19 protein-coding genes and 1 tRNA gene are annotated in these 18,140 nt (G+C 64.7%); 11 read left to right on the forward strand and 9 right to left on the reverse strand.

Annotated features, from left to right (window positions below; genetic code table 11):
• The first annotated feature begins 5 nt into the window (after positions 1-5).
• Together MBEBAB_RS14980 and MBEBAB_RS04205 are read left to right on the forward strand one after the other, a co-directional pair.
• Positions 6-392 (forward strand): DUF6491 family protein, encoded by a 387-nt coding sequence (locus tag MBEBAB_RS14980; protein ID WP_052516733.1) that lies wholly within the window; start codon positions 6-8, stop codon positions 390-392.
• A 186-nt stretch (positions 393-578) separates the two neighbouring features.
• Positions 579-2,579 (forward strand): PhoX family protein, encoded by a 2,001-nt coding sequence (locus tag MBEBAB_RS04205; RefSeq protein ID WP_021696695.1) that lies wholly within the window; start codon positions 579-581, stop codon positions 2,577-2,579.
• A 218-nt stretch (positions 2,580-2,797) separates the two neighbouring features.
• Here MBEBAB_RS04205 and MBEBAB_RS04210 read toward each other — a convergent pair.
• A tRNA-Val gene (locus MBEBAB_RS04210) sits at positions 2,798-2,872 on the reverse strand.
• 552 nt (positions 2,873-3,424) lie between these two features.
• On the opposite strand from MBEBAB_RS04210, the gene MBEBAB_RS04215 reads away from it, so the two are divergent.
• From MBEBAB_RS04215 to MBEBAB_RS04230, 4 genes are all read left to right on the forward strand, one after another.
• The gene (locus tag MBEBAB_RS04215; protein WP_045318829.1) at positions 3,425-3,985 is read left to right on the forward strand and encodes a hypothetical protein; all 561 of its coding nucleotides are present in this window, start codon (positions 3,425-3,427) and stop codon (positions 3,983-3,985) included.
• Positions 3,985-4,326 (forward strand): hypothetical protein, encoded by a 342-nt coding sequence (locus tag MBEBAB_RS04220; RefSeq protein WP_021696697.1) that lies wholly within the window; start codon positions 3,985-3,987, stop codon positions 4,324-4,326. Before MBEBAB_RS04215 ends, MBEBAB_RS04220 begins: the two co-directional genes overlap by 1 nt.
• Positions 4,326-5,597 carry a DUF4417 domain-containing protein gene (locus MBEBAB_RS04225; RefSeq protein WP_021696698.1) on the forward strand — a complete coding sequence of 424 codons (1,272 nt, stop codon included), beginning with the start codon at positions 4,326-4,328 and terminating at the stop codon, positions 5,595-5,597. The genes MBEBAB_RS04220 and MBEBAB_RS04225 overlap by 1 nt, the downstream gene beginning before the upstream one ends.
• Positions 5,598-5,693: 96 nt before the next feature.
• Positions 5,694-6,152: a hypothetical protein gene (locus MBEBAB_RS04230; protein WP_045318830.1), complete on the forward strand. Its 459-nt coding sequence runs from the start codon at positions 5,694-5,696 to the stop codon at positions 6,150-6,152.
• 309 nt (positions 6,153-6,461) lie between these two features.
• Here MBEBAB_RS04230 and MBEBAB_RS04235 read toward each other — a convergent pair whose 3' ends face one another.
• The 6 genes from MBEBAB_RS04235 to MBEBAB_RS04255 all read right to left on the reverse strand — a co-directional run bounded on the left by MBEBAB_RS04235 (position 6,462) and on the right by MBEBAB_RS04255 (position 13,389).
• On the reverse strand, positions 6,462-9,659 hold the full coding sequence (locus tag MBEBAB_RS04235) for a DEAD/DEAH box helicase (protein ID WP_021696699.1): 3,198 nt from the start codon (positions 9,657-9,659) through the stop codon (positions 6,462-6,464).
• Entirely contained in the window at positions 9,652-10,362 is a 711-nt protein-coding gene (locus MBEBAB_RS04240; protein ID WP_021696700.1) for a hypothetical protein, read from the reverse strand. The genes MBEBAB_RS04235 and MBEBAB_RS04240 overlap by 8 nt, the downstream gene beginning before the upstream one ends.
• Positions 10,363-10,886: 524 nt before the next feature.
• Complete coding sequence (locus MBEBAB_RS18590; protein ID WP_373852844.1) at positions 10,887-11,246, reverse strand: ubiquitination-like system serine protease family protein; 360 nt, start codon at positions 11,244-11,246, stop codon at positions 10,887-10,889.
• Complete coding sequence (locus MBEBAB_RS04245) at positions 11,243-12,619, reverse strand: ThiF family adenylyltransferase (RefSeq protein WP_045318831.1); 1,377 nt, start codon at positions 12,617-12,619, stop codon at positions 11,243-11,245. The genes MBEBAB_RS18590 and MBEBAB_RS04245 overlap by 4 nt, the downstream gene beginning before the upstream one ends.
• A 13-nt stretch (positions 12,620-12,632) precedes the next feature.
• Positions 12,633-13,016: an E2/UBC family protein gene (locus MBEBAB_RS04250; RefSeq protein ID WP_045318832.1), complete on the reverse strand. Its 384-nt coding sequence runs from the start codon at positions 13,014-13,016 to the stop codon at positions 12,633-12,635.
• 4 nt (positions 13,017-13,020) lie between these two features.
• Positions 13,021-13,389: a multiubiquitin domain-containing protein gene (locus MBEBAB_RS04255; protein WP_052516734.1), complete on the reverse strand. Its 369-nt coding sequence runs from the start codon at positions 13,387-13,389 to the stop codon at positions 13,021-13,023.
• Positions 13,390-13,596: 207 nt separating this feature from the next.
• On the opposite strand from MBEBAB_RS04255, the gene MBEBAB_RS15575 reads away from it, so the two are divergent.
• Genes MBEBAB_RS15575 through MBEBAB_RS04270 form a run of 3 tightly spaced genes read left to right on the forward strand, consistent with a single transcriptional unit; the run spans position 13,597 to position 15,183 of the window.
• On the forward strand, positions 13,597-13,914 hold the full coding sequence (locus tag MBEBAB_RS15575) for a helix-turn-helix domain-containing protein (protein ID WP_200865101.1): 318 nt from the start codon (positions 13,597-13,599) through the stop codon (positions 13,912-13,914).
• Positions 13,914-14,828, forward strand: coding sequence for an ImmA/IrrE family metallo-endopeptidase (locus MBEBAB_RS04265; RefSeq protein WP_021696706.1), 915 nt, complete (start codon positions 13,914-13,916; stop codon positions 14,826-14,828). Before MBEBAB_RS15575 ends, MBEBAB_RS04265 begins: the two co-directional genes overlap by 1 nt.
• A 7-nt stretch (positions 14,829-14,835) precedes the next feature.
• A complete protein-coding gene (locus MBEBAB_RS04270; RefSeq protein ID WP_045318834.1) occupies positions 14,836-15,183 on the forward strand; it encodes a hypothetical protein in 348 nt (115 codons plus the stop codon).
• 369 nt (positions 15,184-15,552) lie between these two features.
• Here MBEBAB_RS04270 and MBEBAB_RS16445 read toward each other — a convergent pair whose 3' ends face one another.
• On the reverse strand, positions 15,553-15,693 hold the full coding sequence (locus MBEBAB_RS16445; RefSeq protein ID WP_158332116.1) for a hypothetical protein: 141 nt from the start codon (positions 15,691-15,693) through the stop codon (positions 15,553-15,555).
• On the opposite strand from MBEBAB_RS16445, the gene MBEBAB_RS04280 reads away from it, so the two are divergent.
• Complete coding sequence (locus MBEBAB_RS04280) at positions 15,692-16,918, forward strand: hypothetical protein (protein WP_045318836.1); 1,227 nt, start codon at positions 15,692-15,694, stop codon at positions 16,916-16,918. The genes MBEBAB_RS16445 and MBEBAB_RS04280 overlap by 2 nt on opposite strands.
• Complete coding sequence (gene dcd / locus MBEBAB_RS04285) at positions 16,911-17,525, forward strand: dCTP deaminase (protein ID WP_045318837.1); 615 nt, start codon at positions 16,911-16,913, stop codon at positions 17,523-17,525. The genes MBEBAB_RS04280 and dcd overlap by 8 nt, the downstream gene beginning before the upstream one ends.
• A gap of 128 nt (positions 17,526-17,653) precedes the next feature.
• On the opposite strand, the gene MBEBAB_RS04290 is transcribed toward dcd, so the two are convergent.
• Positions 17,654-18,124, reverse strand: a complete 471-nt coding sequence (locus tag MBEBAB_RS04290; RefSeq protein WP_045318838.1) for a RusA family crossover junction endodeoxyribonuclease — start codon at positions 18,122-18,124, stop codon at positions 17,654-17,656.
• Positions 18,125-18,140 lie beyond the last annotated feature (16 nt).

An 18,140-nucleotide genomic window follows, 5' to 3' on the forward strand; every position in this document is an offset into this window, starting at 1 on the left:
CGGATATGCGCACCATTACTCTGTCCATCGCGCTGACCACGGCGGCTCTCGCCGGATGCGCGCCCATGCCGCCGTCCGCCACGGGCCCCGATGGGCAGGTCGAAACCCGGCGGTGCTTCTTCGTCAACCAGGTCCGCAATTTCAGCGCTGCTGAAGACGGCAAGATCGTTGTCCACGCCTCGCATCGTTCCGCCTTCGAACTGACGGCCGTCGGCTATTGCCGCGACATCGACTGGGCCAATCAGGTGGCCATCCAGCCCCTCGCCGGTGAATCCAGGCTGTGCGTGGACAACCTGGCGGATCTGGTGGTTCGTCCTCTGGGCGGCAGCGCTGATCGCTGCCGCATTCGTGTGACACGCAGCCTGACCGAGGCCGAGATCGAAGCGCTCTGATTCTGAGGTGGTGTGCAGGCCGACGTGGATGAGCAGGACGTTCTGCGCGCGGCATTGACCGACATGGTCATGCCGCTGTGACAGAACGTACCTAATCTGCTGGTCCGTCACCGTTCCTGCCGATCCAACACTGCGAGCCCGGAAATCAAAGACTTCGAACGCGACTACCCCGACCACACCCAGGCGATGGGGCATGAGCACGGCGACGAGCCCCCGTGCAACGCCTCGCCCAACCGCAACTTCTATGAGGTGATGGAGGCGCGTGTCGCCCGTCGCGGGTTCCTGATGGGGGGGCTGGGCGCCCTCACCACGGGCTTCATCGGCGCTTCGCTCTCGGGCAAGCCTGCCTTGGCGCAGGGCCTGTCCAGCCTGATCGGCTTCTCGGCGGTCCCCGTCAGCTTTGAGGACACGGTGGTCGTGCCGGAAGGGTACAGCATCCAGGTGCTGGGCCCGATGGGCATGCCGATTTCCGGGAAGCTGCCGGCCTATCGGCCCGGCGCCAACACCGGCGCCGAGCAGGAGCACCAGATCGGCCAGCATCACGACGGCATCCACTTCTTCCCGATCGACGGCTCGTCCGAGGACGGCCTCATCGCGGTGAACCACGAGTACATCGAGCCGCGTTTCCTGCATGCCGAAAAGCCGGCCTACAAGGGCAAGCCTTTCAACAACCACGGCGTGGCCCTCGACGCCGACGGCAGGCGTGACGACGACGAGGTGCGCATGGAGATCGCCGCTCATGGCGTCTCGGTCTACCGCACCACCAGACAGGCTGACGGACTGTGGGCGGTCGTCCCGGATCCCCGCAACCGCCGTATCACCGCCGGCACGCCCGTGGAGATCGGCGGCCCGGTGCGCGGCACGGCCCATGTGCGCACCCGGTTCAGCCCGGACGGAACGAGGGCGCGCGGCACCTTGAACAACTGCGCCCACGGCGCAACGCCCTGGAACACCTATCTGGCGGCCGAAGAGAACTGGGCGAGCTACTTTGCGAACACCGACGCGGAGGTGCCGCGCGAGCACGCCCGGTATGGGGTTCCCGGCGACCCCAGGGGCGCCCGTTACGGCTGGCACCTGGCGAAATCCGGCGCGGACGAGCACGTGCGTTTCGACGCCTCCGCCAGGGGCGCCTCGGCGGCCGAAGACTACCGCAACGAGCCCAACACCTGTGGATGGATGGTGGAGGTCGACCCGTTCGATCCCGATGCGGCGCCGATCAAGCGCACCCATCTGGGCCGGTTCGCCCATGAGGGCGTGGTGTTCGCTCCTGCCGTGGAGGGAGCACCGGTGGTCTGCTACTCGGGCGACGACTCGCGGTTCGAGTACATCTACAAATTCGTCTCCGACGGGCTCTGGATTCCGGGCCGGACCGACGGCTCGATCCTGGACAGCGGCACACTGTACGTGGCCCGCTTCAACGATGACGGCAGCGGGGAATGGCTGGCGCTGGCGCCCGGCCAGAACGGTCTGACGCCCGCCAACGGCTTCGCCGACCTGGCCGACATCCTCGTCAACACCCGCCTCGCCGCCGACCGTGCGGGCGCCACCAAGATGGACCGGCCGGAGTGGGGCACGGTCGATCCGAACACCGGGACGACCTATTTCTCTCTCACCAACAATACCCGGCGCACCCAGGCCCAGGTAGACGCGGTCAATCCGCGGGCCGTCAATAATTTCGGCCAGATCGTGCGCTGGAACTATCAAGACGGCGACCACGCCCGCGCCCACTTCAACTGGGACCTGTTCGTGATCGCCGGCGACGCCAGGACCTCGTCCGTGGCCCCGGGCGATGCGCTGGACGTCGACAGCATCTTCGCCTGCCCGGACGGGCTATGGTGCGACCGCCAGTCCAGGCTGTGGATTCAGACCGACATGGGCGACATGGGGCCGGACTATGAGGGTCCGCTGAAGCCGTTCGGCATGAACATGCTGCTGGCGGCCGACCCGGCCACGGGCGAGATCAAGCGTTTCATGACCGGCCCGTGGGGGCAGGAGTGCACCGGCGTGGTCACCACCCCGGACGGCAAGACCATGTTCGTGAACTTCCAGCACCCCGGCGCCCACGCCACGGCCGAGCAGTTCGCCGCCGGAGACTATGGCTCGGGGTTCCCTGACTACACCGGGGCCGTGCCGCGCTCGGCCACGGTGGTGATCACCAGGAACGACGGCGGCGTCATCGGGTCGTGACCCAGGGGCAGGGCAGTCCGATGAGAGAGCGCGCATGTACCGGGTCTTCACGATCTCGGAAGGCTGCGAGGTGCGCGTGGACCCTATCAGACCGACGACCCGAGCCGCTGGACCGCCACGCCTGCAGCTTCTCGGTCTCTGATCGCCAGTATTCGGGATTCTGGCCAGTTTCCAGCGAGTCCCCGAAGGGCTGTATCGGGTTAGATTGTCGGAAGTAATGGTGGACGCGACAGGGATTGAACCTGTGACCCCCTCGATGTCAACGAGGTGCTCTCCCGCTGAGCTACGCGTCCGACGAGTAGTAGATCACGGGGCGTGGGCGCTTAGCGGGGGACGGGCGCCTTAAGCTCACTCCGGCCTCCAAACCCTTGTAGAGATGGGCTTGAGGGCTGGCTTGGTGGGGTGATGACATCAGCCAATCGGGCCTTTCTGGAAGCCACTAGCTGACATGCTGGCTGGTCCGTGAGGTCTGGTCGGATGCCGATTGATACACGCTCGTGCCAACCATTTCACATCGCTTCTGGCTAGTTTCTGGCTACCGAGAGCCAGCCGAAAAAGCGTCTCGGGAAGCAGCGCGTCTGTCTGAAATGGGCTCATTGCCGACAAGCTGGACCGCTTACCGCCAGTCTGATGGCGGACTGCACGGAGCCTCGTCGATGCTGTGCCCTGCTCGCCCCTCCGCCACCGGCCGCCGCGGCGGGCGAACGGGCGCTCGACGGTATCCGGGCCGTCTTGCAGATGCGGCCCGACCCCTTCCTCCGATCCTGCGCCAGAACGCCGCCGACGAAGCCCCTTGACGCAATCCGTCCATGCGCTATCTTCACTGAACTCAGTGAGGTTAATAAATGCGTATCCCCCTTTACGAACTTTGTGATCGCCAGCCGATCCTCAGCGGTGTCCGGGCCGGACGCCAAGCCTTTGCGCAGATGGCGGCGCGGGCTATCCCGCCGGTGTCCGAAGAGACGGCCTATCTGGACTTCGCGGGGATTCAAGTCGCCACCGGCTCCTTCCTGCGCGAGAGCGTTATGGCGTTTCGCGACTATGCCCGCTCCACCCTGCCCAATCTTTACCCCGTTGTCGCCAATCCGTCCGAAGCGGTGACCGAGGAGCTCGACTTCCTGCTCAGGCATCGCAAGGACGCGCTCTGGTCATGCCGTCTCGGTGCCGGAGGCGAAGTGACCGATGGGACGATCCTCGGCGAACTGGAGACCGGGCATCGCATCGCCTTTGACCTCGTGGCGCGCCTGCGCACCGCCAGCGCTCCGGACCTGGCCGCGCAGGGCGACGCCAGCATCGGGCCAACCGCCTGGAACAACCGACTCGCCTTTCTCGCTTCGCGCGGGCTCCTGATGGAGCGCCGAGCCGGCAAGAGCAAAATTTTCACCCCGGTTCTGGAGACCCTCTGATGGGGATCGATTTCATCCGCGCAGCCAGCGGCAAGCCCTATGTCAAACGCTGGGCTAAGGGACACGAGCGCGCCCGCACGCCGGGCTTGTTCGACATCCAGTTTGGAGCCGAGACCAAGATCGTCACGGCGGCCCTGTCGTCCGAAGCCCAGCCGGGCACCAAGGTGATCCTGCAGCGCTGCGGCACCGAGGTCATGGTGTTCGAGGGCCTCAAGTCGGTGGGCAAGCTCCTCGATCCGCCGGCCAGTGTGTCGGCGGCACTGGACGCCTCCCATGGCCTTACCCCCGGCGTCATCGATCGTGTGGGCGGCCTGGGCCATACGGCGGAGATCAGCTTCTGATGTCGGCACGTCCCGCTCACGAACCGGCTGGCCCGTTTCGGCCGGCGCAAAGGTTACTCGACGATACGGCCAAACACCCTCCCGCCCTGGGCTGCCTCGCCTGTCCCGACTACAAGGCATGCGGAGGTCTGCACATCGAGGCGGGCGTCTTCGATTGCTCCGACCTCTGCGCCTGCACCGACCCGACGAAATGCGACATGGTCTGCCGCAACAAGCCGGACCAGTTCGTCGACCGGTATCGGGAGGTCGGCGGTTTCGACCTCGACTCGGTCCCGAGAGTGGCGGCGCGAGCGATCCCCGTCCTGCCGCCGGTCATCCCCTTGATCGGTCACAAATACAGCCGCCAGACCATCCTGGCGGAGCCGGTCGTGGCCCTTTCGCTCTATGAGCTGATCCATATGGGGACCGGGGAGCCCCATGTCCGGACGCGCGCAGAGCTGGCGCAGCGTTTCCTCATCCCCGAAGACGCAACCCTCGTGGTCACCGGCGTGGATCGGGACGCCAAGCTTGAGGCTTGGTGGGGTTTCGAAAATCGTGAGCGCCTGATCTCGGCGCTGCGCGCCTTGGATGTCGCCCTTGTCACCGGGCCGAATTTCAGCCTGTTCACCGACACGCCGCGCCCCGACAATCTGCACAGTATCAAGCGGATCGCCCTGAGTTGGGCGGAGTTGATGGCCGGGGGCGTCGCCGCGGCCCTGCATCTCAACGCCCGGACGGACCACGACTACAGACGATGGGCCCAATTCATTCGCGCGCGGCCGGAAGTCACGACGGTGGCATTTGAGTTCGGCACCGGCGCCGGCTACCAGGGCCGGATCGATTGGCATGTTGAACGCCTTTGTGCGCTGGCGAAGCGCGTGGGACGGCCCCTCACCCTCATACTGCGAGGCGGGATCCCCGCGCTGGCGCGTCTGCGCGCTCACTTTGCTCAGGTCATCCTCATCGAGACCGACGCCTTCACCCGAACGCTCAAACGCCGCCGGGCCGAAATCAGCCCGGCGGGGCGTTTGCGCTGGATGCGGGTCACGACCGAGCCCGGCGCACCCTTAGACGACCTGCTCGCGCATAATATCGCTACTCGCCGCACCGACCTCATGGCCGCCTCACGGCCAACGCCGCTGCGGCTGGTCCGGGCACCGGCCAAACGGGCGACAAAGCACGCTCACGGTGAAGCCGGGCAGCGTAGCCTTATGGCGGACCTCGAGCTGTCCCTGCAGCGTGGGACTGTCGCCGCGAATATCCAAGACGTGGTCATCGCTGCGAAAGCGTAGATCGCCGTCCTGATTGGCGAGGGCGCGAAAGATCTGGCCGATCCCCACGCCGCAGCCGCTATCCCGTCCGAATCGCGACTCTCCGTTTGCGAGCGCATGCCGCAAGGCGTCGCCCGCGTCCCGGAGATCGGCGTAGTCTGGGTGGGTCCGCAGGCTACCCAAGACGCCGACGCCGCGGTCGCTGACGACAAGTTCGAACCCGTCCCGCGTGATGGCGAAGGCGACCACGCCGCTGCTGTAGGCTTGGCTATGCCGGAAGACGTTGTCCTGCAGCTCGCCGAATGCCCCCATGATCATGGCCGCCGTGAGGTTGGTAAAGCCCGCGCTCCGGGCGGCCTGATCGGCGCGGCTGAACCAGAGCGTCCACTGATCGGATGGGTCGCCGTCTGGGCCGAGGTGGACGAGCGGAAAGACGCCAAAGCGGGCGCTCCTCTGAAGTCCGCAGATCGCCCCGTCCCCGATCGCCCGTTCCAGGGCCTTGGCGAACGGCGCCTCCGCGGTGACCCGGGCATAGACAGCGGGGTGGAGGCGACGCGCCGACGCCAGTTCAACTAAGGGGCCGATACGGCCCGAACGGAGGACTCGGATGGGTCGGAAGCCCCCGAGCGACCCCGATTGCGCCAGGGCCAAGAGTTCATCCGTACCCGCATAATCGCCGACAATGTTTTGTGGCTCGACCATCATGGCCATCTCCCGAAACCGGAGCGCGGTGCGAAGCCAGTGTTTGGCCCATGGGCGGAAGTGTCTGGGGCCGACTGCAAAGCCATTCCATGCCGCGAAGTGGAATGTCTCCAACCAGCTCCGGGGTTAGTGTATGCTCCTGGCGTATCTACCACATCAGGCCTTCACGTCGTCGCTTGGATGTCAGTCTTCAAAGCGAAACAACAGGAGCCGTACCTGCACACGGTCAAACACGTCCCCAAAAGTTCCGCCATCATCGATCTCGCCGTCCCCGGCGAACGCTCGGAAACGAGTGTGGGCTTCGACCCGTGTACGGATGTCGTTATGGAGGTGATGGAAGGCAGTCTTTGCGGCGGAATCAAAGCCAACCCGAAGGGCGTAAGCCAGTATGTCTATGACGGCAGGGATCTGGACGACGCCCTCCGCAGTCGGCGCAAGGCGTCGCTTCGCGAGTTCAGTGGCTGCTGTCGCTACCATATAGAGGTTGCGACCGACGACCTTGAGCACAAGGTCTCTCGATCGCTTGCAGGTCTTCACGGCGTTGGCGGCAACGCCTAGCGCCTGCTCGATCTCCGAAAAAGGACGACCGCTAATCCAAGCCTGCAGCGCCAGATTCAGGCGGTCAAACTCGGCGTCCGTGATCGGTCCACCTGTCTTTCGACCTCGCGTGACGGCCTTGATGGTGTCGAGGCCGCCCACGAGGTGTCCGGCGGCCTCCGGTTCGCGCCTGAAGAACTCGACTATCCATCTCACCCAAGCCGGGATGGTCGCGGGGAAGGCGGCGGGGTCGGTCCCGAGGCGGGCGGCGAGCACCGCCACCGCATCACGGGGGAGGCCGGTCAAGGCAGCAACGAGGCTTCCAGTCTCGTCATCTTCAGCGGGCGTGGCAGCTAGGGCCCGCTCCAGCGCAGCCACAGCGGCGTCGATGGTCTCGCCGCGCTTACGCGCAAGAAATGCGCCGAACGAACGGCGGGTCAGGGCCACGGCCGCCGCACCGGCTTCGTCGGGTTCGCCGGACCGCATCCGGTTGACGAAATAGTCGATCCGGGCGCTCACCTGACCCAGCTGGATCTGATCGAGCATATGTTCGACTGGGTCCTCCACCAGTACGCACCGGTCGTCAGTCGGCAGGATGGACAAAAGCTTCGGATAGGCCGCGAGGGCGGGCTGCTCGGGCGTGAAGCCGATCACCGGCTCCGGCACGAGCAGGACCATGCCATTGGCCAAGAAGCCGGCGCGGCCCGCCCGCCCGGCGGCGTTTAGCAGCTCGTGCTGCTCCAGCTGTGCTCGTTCGCCGCCCGCGCCCGATCGCTTGTCGCCGGCCAGAATGGCGACCTGAGCCGGAAGGTTGATACCTTGGGCGAGCGTCGGGGTGGCGACGATAATGGCGGCGCCATCCTCCCGCCGGTAGAGCGACTCAGCTAGACGGCGTTCAAGTGGAATCATGTCGCCGTTGTGGGGCACGGCTCCGGCTTGGGGTTGGACGAGCGACTTGCCCGTCCCCAGCTCGACCGCGATGTCCGCGGCGAAGCCCTGTTCCGTCTCGGTCATCCGCCACGGCCCCACGAGACGTTCGGAAATCTTTCGCGCCGTGGACGGCGCGTGATCCGCCTGCTGGACGAAGATTATTGTCTTCAGTCCGGCCTGGCTGGCCCGTTCGGCTAGGGTGCCGGCGACGGTGTTGGCGGTCGGCTGAAGTCCGTATGCTCCCGTCGTGAGCGGTACGGTCTCATCCATCAGTTTGACCACGGCTGTGTCCGTTCCCGCGGCGGGGATCCAGTTCTGCTGCAAGCCGAACAGTGCGTGAGGGGTTGCAGGATAGGTCGGGCGCGGCACCATGCCGTTTTGGATGTCGCGGCGGAACTGATTGAGTTCATCCTGCGGATAGACGACAACGCCCCGCGCCTGCCGGCTCGGCTTCCACGGGTCGTGAAAGAATACGGCCTGGCGGCCGGTTAGCTCGCCGAGCCATTCGGCGAGGTCGTCGCCATTTGTCAGCATGGCGGAAAGTAGCAGGAAATCTGCGTCTGGCGCCCGGCGCGCCGCATGCAGCAGGCAGAGCATGGCGTCGAGGCTGCGAGTTCCGCCGCCCCGGGGCGCGAGCAGATGGCATTCGTCGAAGACGATCAGGCCGACGTCCGACAGGTCGGCGTCCGCGAAACTGAGCATGGCTAGTAGCCGCTCTGGCGTCATGACCTCGATCTCGCTGATGCTTGGGCCGCTGACTAGGGCGCTGAGGTCGCCGTCCGTCGAGACGACTACCTGGCCGAGATCGCTGCTGAAGGTGCGGGCGAACTCGTCCCGCAACTGGTCCACGAGGGCTAGGGTGGGTGCCAGGAAGATAACCTTGCGGCCGCTGGCGAGGGCCGCGGCGATCTTCAGCTCCGACAAGGTCGTCTTGCCCGCCCCAGTCGGCAGCACCAGGACGGCGGACACACCACGTTCGAGCAGGCCGGTCTCGATGGCGGCGCGGTGGTTGGGCCAGATGACGGGCTTGTTGACGGCGCGCCGCTTCAGCCATGGCCGCCAGGTCGCTTCCGCGACTCCAGCCGGCGCGGGTAGTCCGGCGAGGCCGAACCCCATGAACTGGCGCGAGGCGTGCTGCAGCAGGCGCGCCAAGTGCCGCGGCCCGGCATAGGTGTTGACGATCTCGATCCCCTCCCGCGCGAGGTGGGGACGCATCGCGGACAGGACTTCGACTTGGTGGAAGGTCGCCTCGGGCGTGTCGAACAGGCGGAACAGGGTCTGCGGCGTATCGCGCGAGAGCACCGAGGCGGCGAGTTGCGCGAGACCCGCCCAGCAGAGACCGTAGAGCGTCTGTTCGGTCTGACCGATCAGATCGCCGCGGTCAGGCCGGCGTTCGGCCAGACGTGCGGCCCGGTTGACGATGGCGACCAGGTTCTCGCGTGCGAGATCGGCGACGGATTCGATCAGGGCGCCGATCAGAACCGGCCCGTCCCGCAGGGTAGCGAGCCGGCCTCCCGCCTCCCGGGCGTCCGGGCTTTGTCCCGCGATGATGAACAGAAGGGGGGCGGCAATCCGGGGGTGGATGGCGTCCGGCGTCAGCAGAGGCGCATCGCTGTCATCCCGGTCCGCGACCCGGCCAAGGATCTGATAGGCGGTGGCCGCGACGAAGGCGGCCCCGCGGCGATGGTCCTCATCCTCGGTGGTGTCGACAACGCCCTCATAGACGGCGGCCAGACGCAGCAAACCTTCGTACCGTTCATCGGCCGCCGCGGCGGCCTCCGGGTCCGCCGCCCGCAACCTGAGCGCCACAAGCTGGGCGTAGGTCTGGGTCAGGGCTTGGGGCAGAGTCCTTGGATCGATGTCGGCGACCCGTGGGGCGAGCCGGATGAGGCGGGCGGATTCGGCGTCAAACATCGATTTTGGCCCACACCAGAACGGCGAAAGCTTGGAACCACGCCCGCATATCTGCCAGGGGCATGGTCGAGCCGGACCGCTGCGGACGCGCGCCGAGGCCGTCGTAGTGAGAGAAGAGGTCGATGCAGGCGTCGGCGTCGAAGATGCCAGGCTCGACAGTCAAAGCCGCGTCGAACAGGAGTGGCCGACCGTATACGATCGTCGAATAGGCGTTCGCCCGCTCTTGGGCGTTCAGATTGAAGCGGGCCAGCAGGGCGATCGCGCCTTGGATCAGCTGGGAGTCCCGCTTTCCGTCATAGTAGCCCCTAAAGGCCTTTATAACCTTGTCGCGGAAAACCTGCCGAGCGTTGGTGGTACATTTGTATTCGTAGATTGTAGCCGCCGTCAGACGTCGGTTGGGCTCGTCCCAAGCTACCTTGAGACCGTCTAGCCCCTGTTGCGTCGCCTTGGTGTGGGGTTCGAGGACGACCTCGCCCGGGGCGGCCTTCTGCAGGGCCACGATCCAGCAGATAATCTCGAACAGGAGGCCGTCCCGGTGCCAAGGGTCACCCGCCGGAAAGAGCTGGGCGCGGATCTGGGCCTTCATTTCGGCGTCGGAGGGGAGGTCAAGTGTCATTGCGCCCGCGAGGGCGTCGGCAGCGTCCGCGGCACGGCCTTGGAGCACAACGGCGACCAGACCGGCCAAGCCGTCCAGATCGGCCACTACCCATTGAACGCCCCCACAGTGAGGCTCGGCGGGTTGGTTGGTGATGGTCAGAGGCATGAGGCCAGCTTGGCGGTTTATGATGCGATAGCACCGCCGCTTGATCACTAATAGGTTGGTGTGTCGAACGCGGTGCGATCGCTAGAAACGGGATAAAGCTTACGGACCCCTTCCGAGGTCATTTGGATGGAGTCGGCTAATGTCGCCTTCTTGAGAGTTCACGAATGTCCGCTTCTGGCGCTTTCCAGACCTTGGCCACGTCGGCAGAGAGCTCAAGGCGGACATCCGAAGCGTCTGCTCCCGACTGAAATTTAGTCAAGAAACGAATCCCGGGGAACGGTGCCACGAGGACCGGCAAGGCTGCTGCGCTATCCCGAGATTCAGCGCGCCCGTTGCATGGCCGTGCTGACGCAATCCTTTGGCGCGGGATGATCGTCTCCTCGGCGAGCAGCAGCACGGAAATGGACCCATCCGCGTCATTCCAAAGGCGATTTCCCACTGGAGCTCGCAGTCGCTGCCGATGTTCAGCACCAAAGGACACGGCCTCTCACGAGATTAAAGTGACTGCCGCAGCCGGTCCGCCGCCAGATCGAGGGCCGCACGGTCGGCCGCGCCTCCCGATCCCAGGCGACGGACCAACGCGGTCGACGATTGCCGAAGAAGCGTAGGTTGAGGGTCTCGCCACAGCCGCATGGACAGAGCATCGTTCCGAAGGCCGGCGCGCCCGCCTGAAGGCTGACGTAGAGTCGGCGACGTCGGAGCTTTCGCGGTCGTTCGGCGACGAGCTCCAGTTGAACCCGCGGCCGGCACCAGCGCTCGCGCGCCCGGGAAAAATCACCGGTGGCCCGCTGAAACCATCGGCGCATGTTCCCGAGCGGATTCATGCCGCGGCCGTCTCGATACGCCCACAGCCGATCGGAGGTGTGCAGTCACCGCGGCCCACCAAGGGGGCCAACTCCAGATCGGGATCTCCGTCCCCGCGATGAATGGTGCGTCCATGGGTAAGAAGCAGCTTCTGGACGGCGACGTCCGCATTGTTCACCGTGCGGAACGGATGGAGCCGCGCGAGCAACTCGTTCACCGCCGAAGCGGCAGCCAGGGTGTTGACGCTGATCACCGCCGGGCTGTCGACCCGGACACCGCGGATGTAGCCGCGGCGAACCTGATCTTCGTAGAAGGGCTGATCCGTCCGCTTCAAATACTCCGCCCTGAGGCCTTCATCTGAATAGACTCCCCGGCTCTTGAGGCTCGCTCCGCCGGGCTGCAGATAGTGAACCGCGGCCGAGACGCTGGCGACGCCGCCCTGCCCGTCCGCGTCGAGACGCACGCCGATATCAAGGTAGGGCAGAGTGTAGAAGGTGGCGACCCGGTTGAGAGTGTCTCGGCCCTCAAGACTGTCGACGCAGCCGATCAGAACGTCGGCGATGCTGATCAGCTGGATAGCCTCGACCGTATCGACCCGACCTTGGAAATCCACGACATCGGTGCCCAAACCCATCCGATCCAAGTGACCACGCATCATCAGGGCCTTGTTCGCGCCGACCTCCGCGTCCGAGCGGGTGGAGCCCCAGATCCGATTGAGATTACGCCCTTCCACCACATCCGGATCGATCAACAGGATGCGGCCGACACCCAGGCGCGCCAGCATTTCGACCGTGGGGCTGCCGGTGCCGGAGATCCCCACGACGGCGACGGTGAGCGCCCGCAACAGGTTGGTCGTCCGATCGCCGAACACCTGTCGGTGGCGCTGGTCGAAGTCGTTGGCCGCTGCCAGCGGGTCGGGCCAGAAGACGAGATCGTCTCCGACCACGGCGACCCGGTCCACCGCGCGGAAAGTTCCGTCATCCATGACCAAGCGAGCCAAAATTTCGCCGTCGGGCAGCATCACGGCGCTGATGTGGGGTCCGGGAACCTTGAGCGACACAGCCGCGAACAGTTCGCGATCGGAAGCGTCGTCAAGAGCCGAGAAGCCGCGATAGCCGTTGGGGTGGGAATGTATCTTGAGCACCTTCATTCCCCCGGCTCCGGCCTCGGGCAACAGCGCCCTCAGCCGGCGGGTCGGCCAAGTGACCGTGGCCTCGGCGCGAACGCACTCCGCGTACGGAATCTCGGTGATCCGGTGCAACAAATGCGCCCGCCGCGTCGCGGGTGCGGTTTGGCCAAGCAGGCCGACCGCGACGGCCTCAAGATCGCTGCCGTCAAAGAGGTGATGCTGGAGCCGCCGATGCTGGGCTGCGGTCAGTCGAAAGGTGTCCATCAGGGGCGCTCCTTCAGCGTTTGCGGAATTCATGAGTGAGCCAGCCCCGCACCCGACGAAGATGTGTGGCCAGAGTGTCGACACCTGATCGCCATGCGTAGTGCCGACTCCATTGCTGGAAGGTCCGACCGTCGATCGCGAGGGCGCTCAGGTTGTTGATGGCCTTGCCGTCAACGCGGGCGAGGGGCGGGTCGAAATAGGCCATGTCGATCTGGCCCGGCGGATAGGTGTCCATCCGGATCGCCACCGTGGCGCTGCTGGACGTGTAGCCGGTCGGGACCGGGTGGTTGTGGATCAAGATCCACCGGGACGGACCCGAGCGGATAGCCTCCCAGGACAATCCGAGCGCATCGAGCGCCCGGACGTCCTCGGAACCGAGTTCGAAGTCCCGGCGCATGGGCTCAGCCCTCCGTCTCGTCGAGCGGGAAGGTCTCGAAGACTTCGATGCCGGGCTCGCCCAGGTCCACCACTTGATCGAGGCCGATGGCCACGTAGGTGCCGCCGCGCACCCGCTTTTCGATCTCGTAGTGTTCCGGGGGTGTCTTGCCCGCCTTCACCAGAAGATCGCGGCCGGTGACACGCCGCGCCTGAAACAGGTGGTGGTCGTGGTCGATCTTGACCTTGTACGTCTTGGCGGGCGGCGGGGGCCGGTTTTCGCGTCCATAGATTTCTACCTCGACCACATCGACGAGTGGGCTCGAGGTATCGGTGCTGTCGACGCCGTCTTGGGCGCGGGTCTGGATGAGCGAAGGGGAGGAACGGGCGTCCATGTTGACCTCGTATTGACATCGACGAGGCCACCGCGGCCCGTCTTCGCTTGATATGCGAAGCGGTGCTAAGTTTGTCAAGCGCTCGCTTAGCGGCGCTTGACGAATTTAGCACAAGCCCTACCCTGCGTCACCCACAACTGCGCCTCCAGGTTCGCGATGAAGCCCCCGACAACAAAGGAAGACACCACGCCCGGCCTAGGCAGATACTTGAAAGACATAAGAAATTCCCGAGGCTACTCACTCCGCGAAGTCGAGCGGCTGACCGGCGGCAAAATTTCCAACGGCTATCTCAGTCAACTCGAGAACGGAGAAATCGCGCGTCCGTCCGCCGTAATGCTGCACCGTCTGGCGGCCACCTACGGGGTGGACTACGCCGTGTTGATGGAGCGGGCCGGCTTCGTCAGCGAGTCGGAAACGCCGGCGAACCGTGCGCCGACCTCCGTATTGGGGGAACTCACTCCCGACGAAGAAGAGCAGCTCCTGAACTTCCTTGGCTATCTTCGGAGTCAGAAGGCAAGAAAGTGATGCTCGTCGACGACTGTTCCATTCCCTCGCAGGAGGCTGAGGCCATTCGATCCGAGGCCGGCCGCCTGTTGCGCGAGGCCGGAGCGGTCGGCGTTTTCCCGACGCCGGTCGACGAAATCATGCGGACCGCTAGAATTCAGGTTGTACCCATCAGCCTCGACGACAATTATTTGGCGCTGCTTCGCCGCAAGGCCGCCCAGGCAGGCGACGCTCTGCTAAGCGCGCTGAGCAAAGTATGGGGCGTCTTCGATCCCAAGGCGCGGATCGCCTTCATCGATCCCGAGACGCCCAAGGAAAAACTACCGTTCCTCAAATTGCACGAAGGCGGCCACGCGGTCCTGCCATGGCAGTCGATCTTCGGAATCTTCGAGGACTGCCGCAAGACGCTCGACCCTGAGGTCAAGCAGCAGTTCGAGCGGGAAGCCAACGTCTTCGCCTCCGAGGTTCTCTTTCAACTCGACGCCTTCACCTCTGAGGCTGACGATCATGCGTTCGGGATCGGAGTGCCGTTGCGGCTGGCTCGGCGTTACGGCGCGTCGGTCTACGCGACCATCCGACGCTACGTGTCCCACAGCGACAAGACCTGCGCCGTTGTGGTGCTGAACCCCGCCGAGCCCGCCGAAATGGTCGGCTATTTCTGCACCGTGAGGCGAGTGATCGTCTCTGCGGCGTTCGCCCGTCGTTTCTCGAATATCGCCTGGCCCCAGACCGTCACGGCCGACGACGCCCTCGGCCGCCTCGTCCCGGTGAATCGAATGACCGGCCCAAGAACCCTGAGGATCACAGATGCCAACGGCGACCGGCAGGAGATGATCGCCGAAGCGTTCAAGACGCCGCACCAGATTTTCGTTCTGATCAACGCCACCGCCAAGCCCGCTCGCCGGATCATCCTGCCAGCAAGCGTCACTTGCTGACGATCCGATGGCACAGATCCTCGGCTATGTGACTCCGGACGAACGCGATCGATTCGAGGCCTATGCCCGCAGCCACGGCCTCCACGTTACCGCTCTCGCGAACCTTCTGATCGCCCGCGAACTCCGCGCTGGCCGTCTGTCCGACCTGATCGAGCGCTTTGACATTCGCCCGTTGCCCGCTCGGACTAAGATCGTCGCCCACACTCCGGACGCGGCGACCAAGGCGGCGTTCGCCCTCCGGGCCGCAGAGGCCGGTGTGAAACCCTCGCGCGCCGCGGCGGTTCTCTTTCGAGCCGAGCTGCACGAGCGATGGTTGGAGACCCATGTCCTCATTAACTATTTTGACTCAACTTGAGTCCAACGGTAGGGTCTGGGCAGATTCTCGCTTGCCGTGCCTGTCCATCCGATTAGGGTCGCGCCCGAGGGCTATTCGGGCTGTGCGAGGGGGCCGCCGCCAATGATATCCACGGGACAGGCCACGTCTAAGTTCCGGCTAACCCAATTGGCCTTGCGCGCCGCCGTCGAGTTGGAACGTGCGCGCGCCGGCGGTCAGCCCCGCCGGGAGCCGTTGGACGCTCTGTCGCAGGCGCTTCTGCAGACGAGCGGATCGGACGACGGCGCAGCGCCTTTCCGTTTCGTAGAACCAGGTTTCTACCAGCCGCTGCAAAGGCTGTACTATGATCACGAATCGGTTCCCGCTTCCGACGTGGAGCATATTCAAGCTCTAATTCGGCGGATCAGTGAGGCCCTCGCCCAAGTTGCGGACGGCGGCCGCGCCGGTACCGATGCGCTGATCCGCTTCTGCGTGGCTCTCCACCAGGAACTGATCGAAGAACAGACGGCGGAGGATGCGCTTGTCGTCCATGAAGGACGAGCCCACGGCCACGGAGCTACGCCTCGCCTCTGCGCGGCGTAGAGTTCGCGCGTTCGTCGATCAGATCGCCGAGCTCGAGGCTTCGGACTTTCCGCACCGCGACGGTTTGGACGCCCTGGGAGTCATCCGGGCGGAGCTTGAGTATTATCTGAACGACTTCCTAGGAGGTTTGCCACCCACCCTGAGCGACCCTGTGGTGGATGAAATATGCGCCGAGATCAGTTTCACGGTGTCCAAATATACCGACGTCTTGGGGTTCATCCTTCGCTCCACCAATGTGCGCAACGCCTTCGAGGTGCAGTTCCCGCTGAAACGCCTGGTGGCGCAGGTGATCTCGCCCGAGGCCCGGCTCATCATGTCTTCGGAATGGAACTTCGTTCCTTTCACCTATCCGATGACCTTGGACCTGCTGCCCGGCTTCGTCCTTGTCGGGGCCCCGGCACCGGAATCGGGCAATGTGCTGCTTTTTCCGCTCGCCGGGCACGAGATTGGGCATTCGGCGTGGCGACAGCATGAACTGAAGGCCGCGCTGCAAACGGCCGTCACCCGCGCGGTGGCCGGTGCGATCGACGCCGATCCCGAAGCAAAGGCGCGGATCTTGGATCGCGCCGGGGAGACGCTGCCGGATCTCCAGAACGTCGTACTGGGGACCGCGTTGAAGCAGCTTGAGGAGATCTTCTGCGACCTCTTCGGCCTCTATGTTTTTGGCGCGTCGTACGCCCACGCCTACGAGTATTTCCTGGCGCCCGGCGGCGGCAGCCGCAGCCCCTTCTATCCCAGCAGTTCTGAGCGGGTCGGCTATATGCTGACTGCGGCGAAGGCGCTCGGTATCGATCTGGAGCCAGGCCTTTTCGGGCGTTGGCGACAGTCCACGCAGCGCAAGGGCGTCGACCCGGATGCCCTCGCCTTCGCCGACGCCGCAGTCGCTGCAGTCTTTCCTGCCATGATGCAGAGAACCTTCGACCTGCTCCTCGACCGAAAGGTCTCGCAGCCCCGTAGCGAGGTCGTGGAACGAATTATTGGGGCTTTCGGCCGTCGGGTCCCAGACGACGACGGCGCTACTTTCCCGGAGATTGTCACCGCCGGCTGGCTCTATCTGCGCCGTCACGGCGGGCTTTCCGAAGAAGCCGATCGGGCCGAATACGACATGCTCGGCGAGCTCATGCTGAAGTCCATCGAGGTGGCCGAGTTTCGCGAAAGGCTCGCTGATGCTTAGCGCCGATCAGATCGCCGACGCCCTCAACCTCGAGGCCACCCATCCTGATCGCTTGACTGTCGTTCCCAAGCCCGACGACGCGGCGCTGCGTGATCGCGCCGCCACTTCCATCGACCTGCGTCTCGGTCGCTGGTTTCGGGCGTTCAAGCAAACTCGCGCGCAGGCTTATCCACTCGCCGTGGTTCACGCCGATGCGACCGACGACCCGACCGAGGTTTCCCGCACCAAGCAGCATTTCGTACCGTTCGGGAAGAAGTTCGTTCTGCATCCTGGCCGGTTCGTCTTGGGCGCGACCTTGGAGTGGCTGCAACTCCCGGGAAGCCTGTCCGGCTATGTGACCGGAAAATCCTCGCTTGGTCGCCACGGCCTCGTGATCGAGACCGCGGCGGGCATCCATCCTCACTTCTCCGGCTGCTTGACCCTTGAGCTCGCAAACGTGGGCGAGGTGCCCCTCGCCATCTACCCGGGAATGACGGTCTGTCAGGTTTTCCTTCACCGAACGGAGTCGGGGAAGACGGCCGATCTCGGGATGTTCTCCGGGCGCCGCAAACCCGTACTCTCGCCCCCGAAGCCCGATGAGATCTTCAGTCGTCTCAGCGACGCCTAAAGGACTCCTGCCCGGGGAGACTTGCGTCTGGAGCGGGTCGAAACGAACCATCAGCGACGCTAGCCGAACGTCCACTTTGCGCTCAGCTGCAAATGTCCGGTTTTGGCGCTTCTCAGACCCATCACGCATCATGGCACGCGGGAAACGTTCACCTCTACCCGGCTGCTGACCGCATACGATTTAGTCGCGGCGATCTTCACGACGAGAACATCGTCACGGAAGACAACCCCATTACAGCCGTCGAGAATGGATTTGACGATGTTGTCGAGGTCAGGAGCCTTGGTGGGCTTGATCCGTCCAGCGATCATCTCGGAGTAACGAGAGCGGGACGTAGAAGCTACCGGCTCGACGAAAACGTCGATCTCTACGAAGACCGGGTCGTCTATCCGCCCACGGTTTTCCATAGCTTCGCTTGCAACCAGCCGAACGAGGCTTTCGTAAGCAACCGTTTTGCTGTCCTTGAAGCGCTGGACCTTTCCCATGAACGCGCGAGCCTGAGGTCGAGCTTTCCCGCGAGGCGCGCCAGGGACCGAGAAATTGATGACAGTACAGTCGCCCTCGGGCGTAGGCGCAGCGGTCGGAGAGAGAAGAGTCGTCATGCAAGCTCCTTTCAAT

Source organism: Brevundimonas abyssalis TAR-001 (assembly GCF_000466985.1).
GTDB lineage: Bacteria > Pseudomonadota > Alphaproteobacteria > Caulobacterales > Caulobacteraceae > Brevundimonas > Brevundimonas abyssalis.

Excerpts from the sequence above, each read along its gene's own strand:
- MBEBAB_RS04215 (WP_045318829.1), top strand. The coding sequence starts at position 3,425 with ATGCGTATCCCCCTTTACGAACTTTGTGATCGCCAGCCGATCCTCAGC.
- MBEBAB_RS04250 (WP_045318832.1), bottom strand. The coding sequence starts at position 13,016 with ATGCGCCGGGACTTCGAACTCGGTTCCGAGGACGTCCGGGCGCTCGAT.
- MBEBAB_RS04225 (WP_021696698.1), top strand. The coding sequence starts at position 4,326 with ATGTCGGCACGTCCCGCTCACGAACCGGCTGGCCCGTTTCGGCCGGCG.
- dcd (WP_045318837.1), top strand. The coding sequence starts at position 16,911 with ATGCTTAGCGCCGATCAGATCGCCGACGCCCTCAACCTCGAGGCCACC.
- MBEBAB_RS18590 (WP_373852844.1), bottom strand. The coding sequence starts at position 11,246 with ATGAATCCGCTCGGGAACATGCGCCGATGGTTTCAGCGGGCCACCGGT.
- MBEBAB_RS04230 (WP_045318830.1), top strand. The coding sequence starts at position 5,694 with ATGCCGCAAGGCGTCGCCCGCGTCCCGGAGATCGGCGTAGTCTGGGTG.
- MBEBAB_RS04245 (WP_045318831.1), bottom strand. The coding sequence starts at position 12,619 with ATGGACACCTTTCGACTGACCGCAGCCCAGCATCGGCGGCTCCAGCAT.
- MBEBAB_RS04270 (WP_045318834.1), top strand. The coding sequence starts at position 14,836 with ATGGCACAGATCCTCGGCTATGTGACTCCGGACGAACGCGATCGATTC.
- MBEBAB_RS04280 (WP_045318836.1), top strand. The coding sequence starts at position 15,692 with ATGAAGGACGAGCCCACGGCCACGGAGCTACGCCTCGCCTCTGCGCGG.
- MBEBAB_RS04255 (WP_052516734.1), bottom strand. The coding sequence starts at position 13,389 with ATGGACGCCCGTTCCTCCCCTTCGCTCATCCAGACCCGCGCCCAAGAC.
- MBEBAB_RS04290 (WP_045318838.1), bottom strand. The coding sequence starts at position 18,124 with ATGACGACTCTTCTCTCTCCGACCGCTGCGCCTACGCCCGAGGGCGAC.
- MBEBAB_RS04265 (WP_021696706.1), top strand. The coding sequence starts at position 13,914 with ATGCTCGTCGACGACTGTTCCATTCCCTCGCAGGAGGCTGAGGCCATT.
- MBEBAB_RS16445 (WP_158332116.1), bottom strand. The coding sequence starts at position 15,693 with ATGGACGACAAGCGCATCCTCCGCCGTCTGTTCTTCGATCAGTTCCTG.
- MBEBAB_RS04220 (WP_021696697.1), top strand. The coding sequence starts at position 3,985 with ATGGGGATCGATTTCATCCGCGCAGCCAGCGGCAAGCCCTATGTCAAA.
- MBEBAB_RS04235 (WP_021696699.1), bottom strand. The coding sequence starts at position 9,659 with ATGTTTGACGCCGAATCCGCCCGCCTCATCCGGCTCGCCCCACGGGTC.
- MBEBAB_RS14980 (WP_052516733.1), top strand. The coding sequence starts at position 6 with ATGCGCACCATTACTCTGTCCATCGCGCTGACCACGGCGGCTCTCGCC.
- MBEBAB_RS04205 (WP_021696695.1), top strand. The coding sequence starts at position 579 with ATGGGGCATGAGCACGGCGACGAGCCCCCGTGCAACGCCTCGCCCAAC.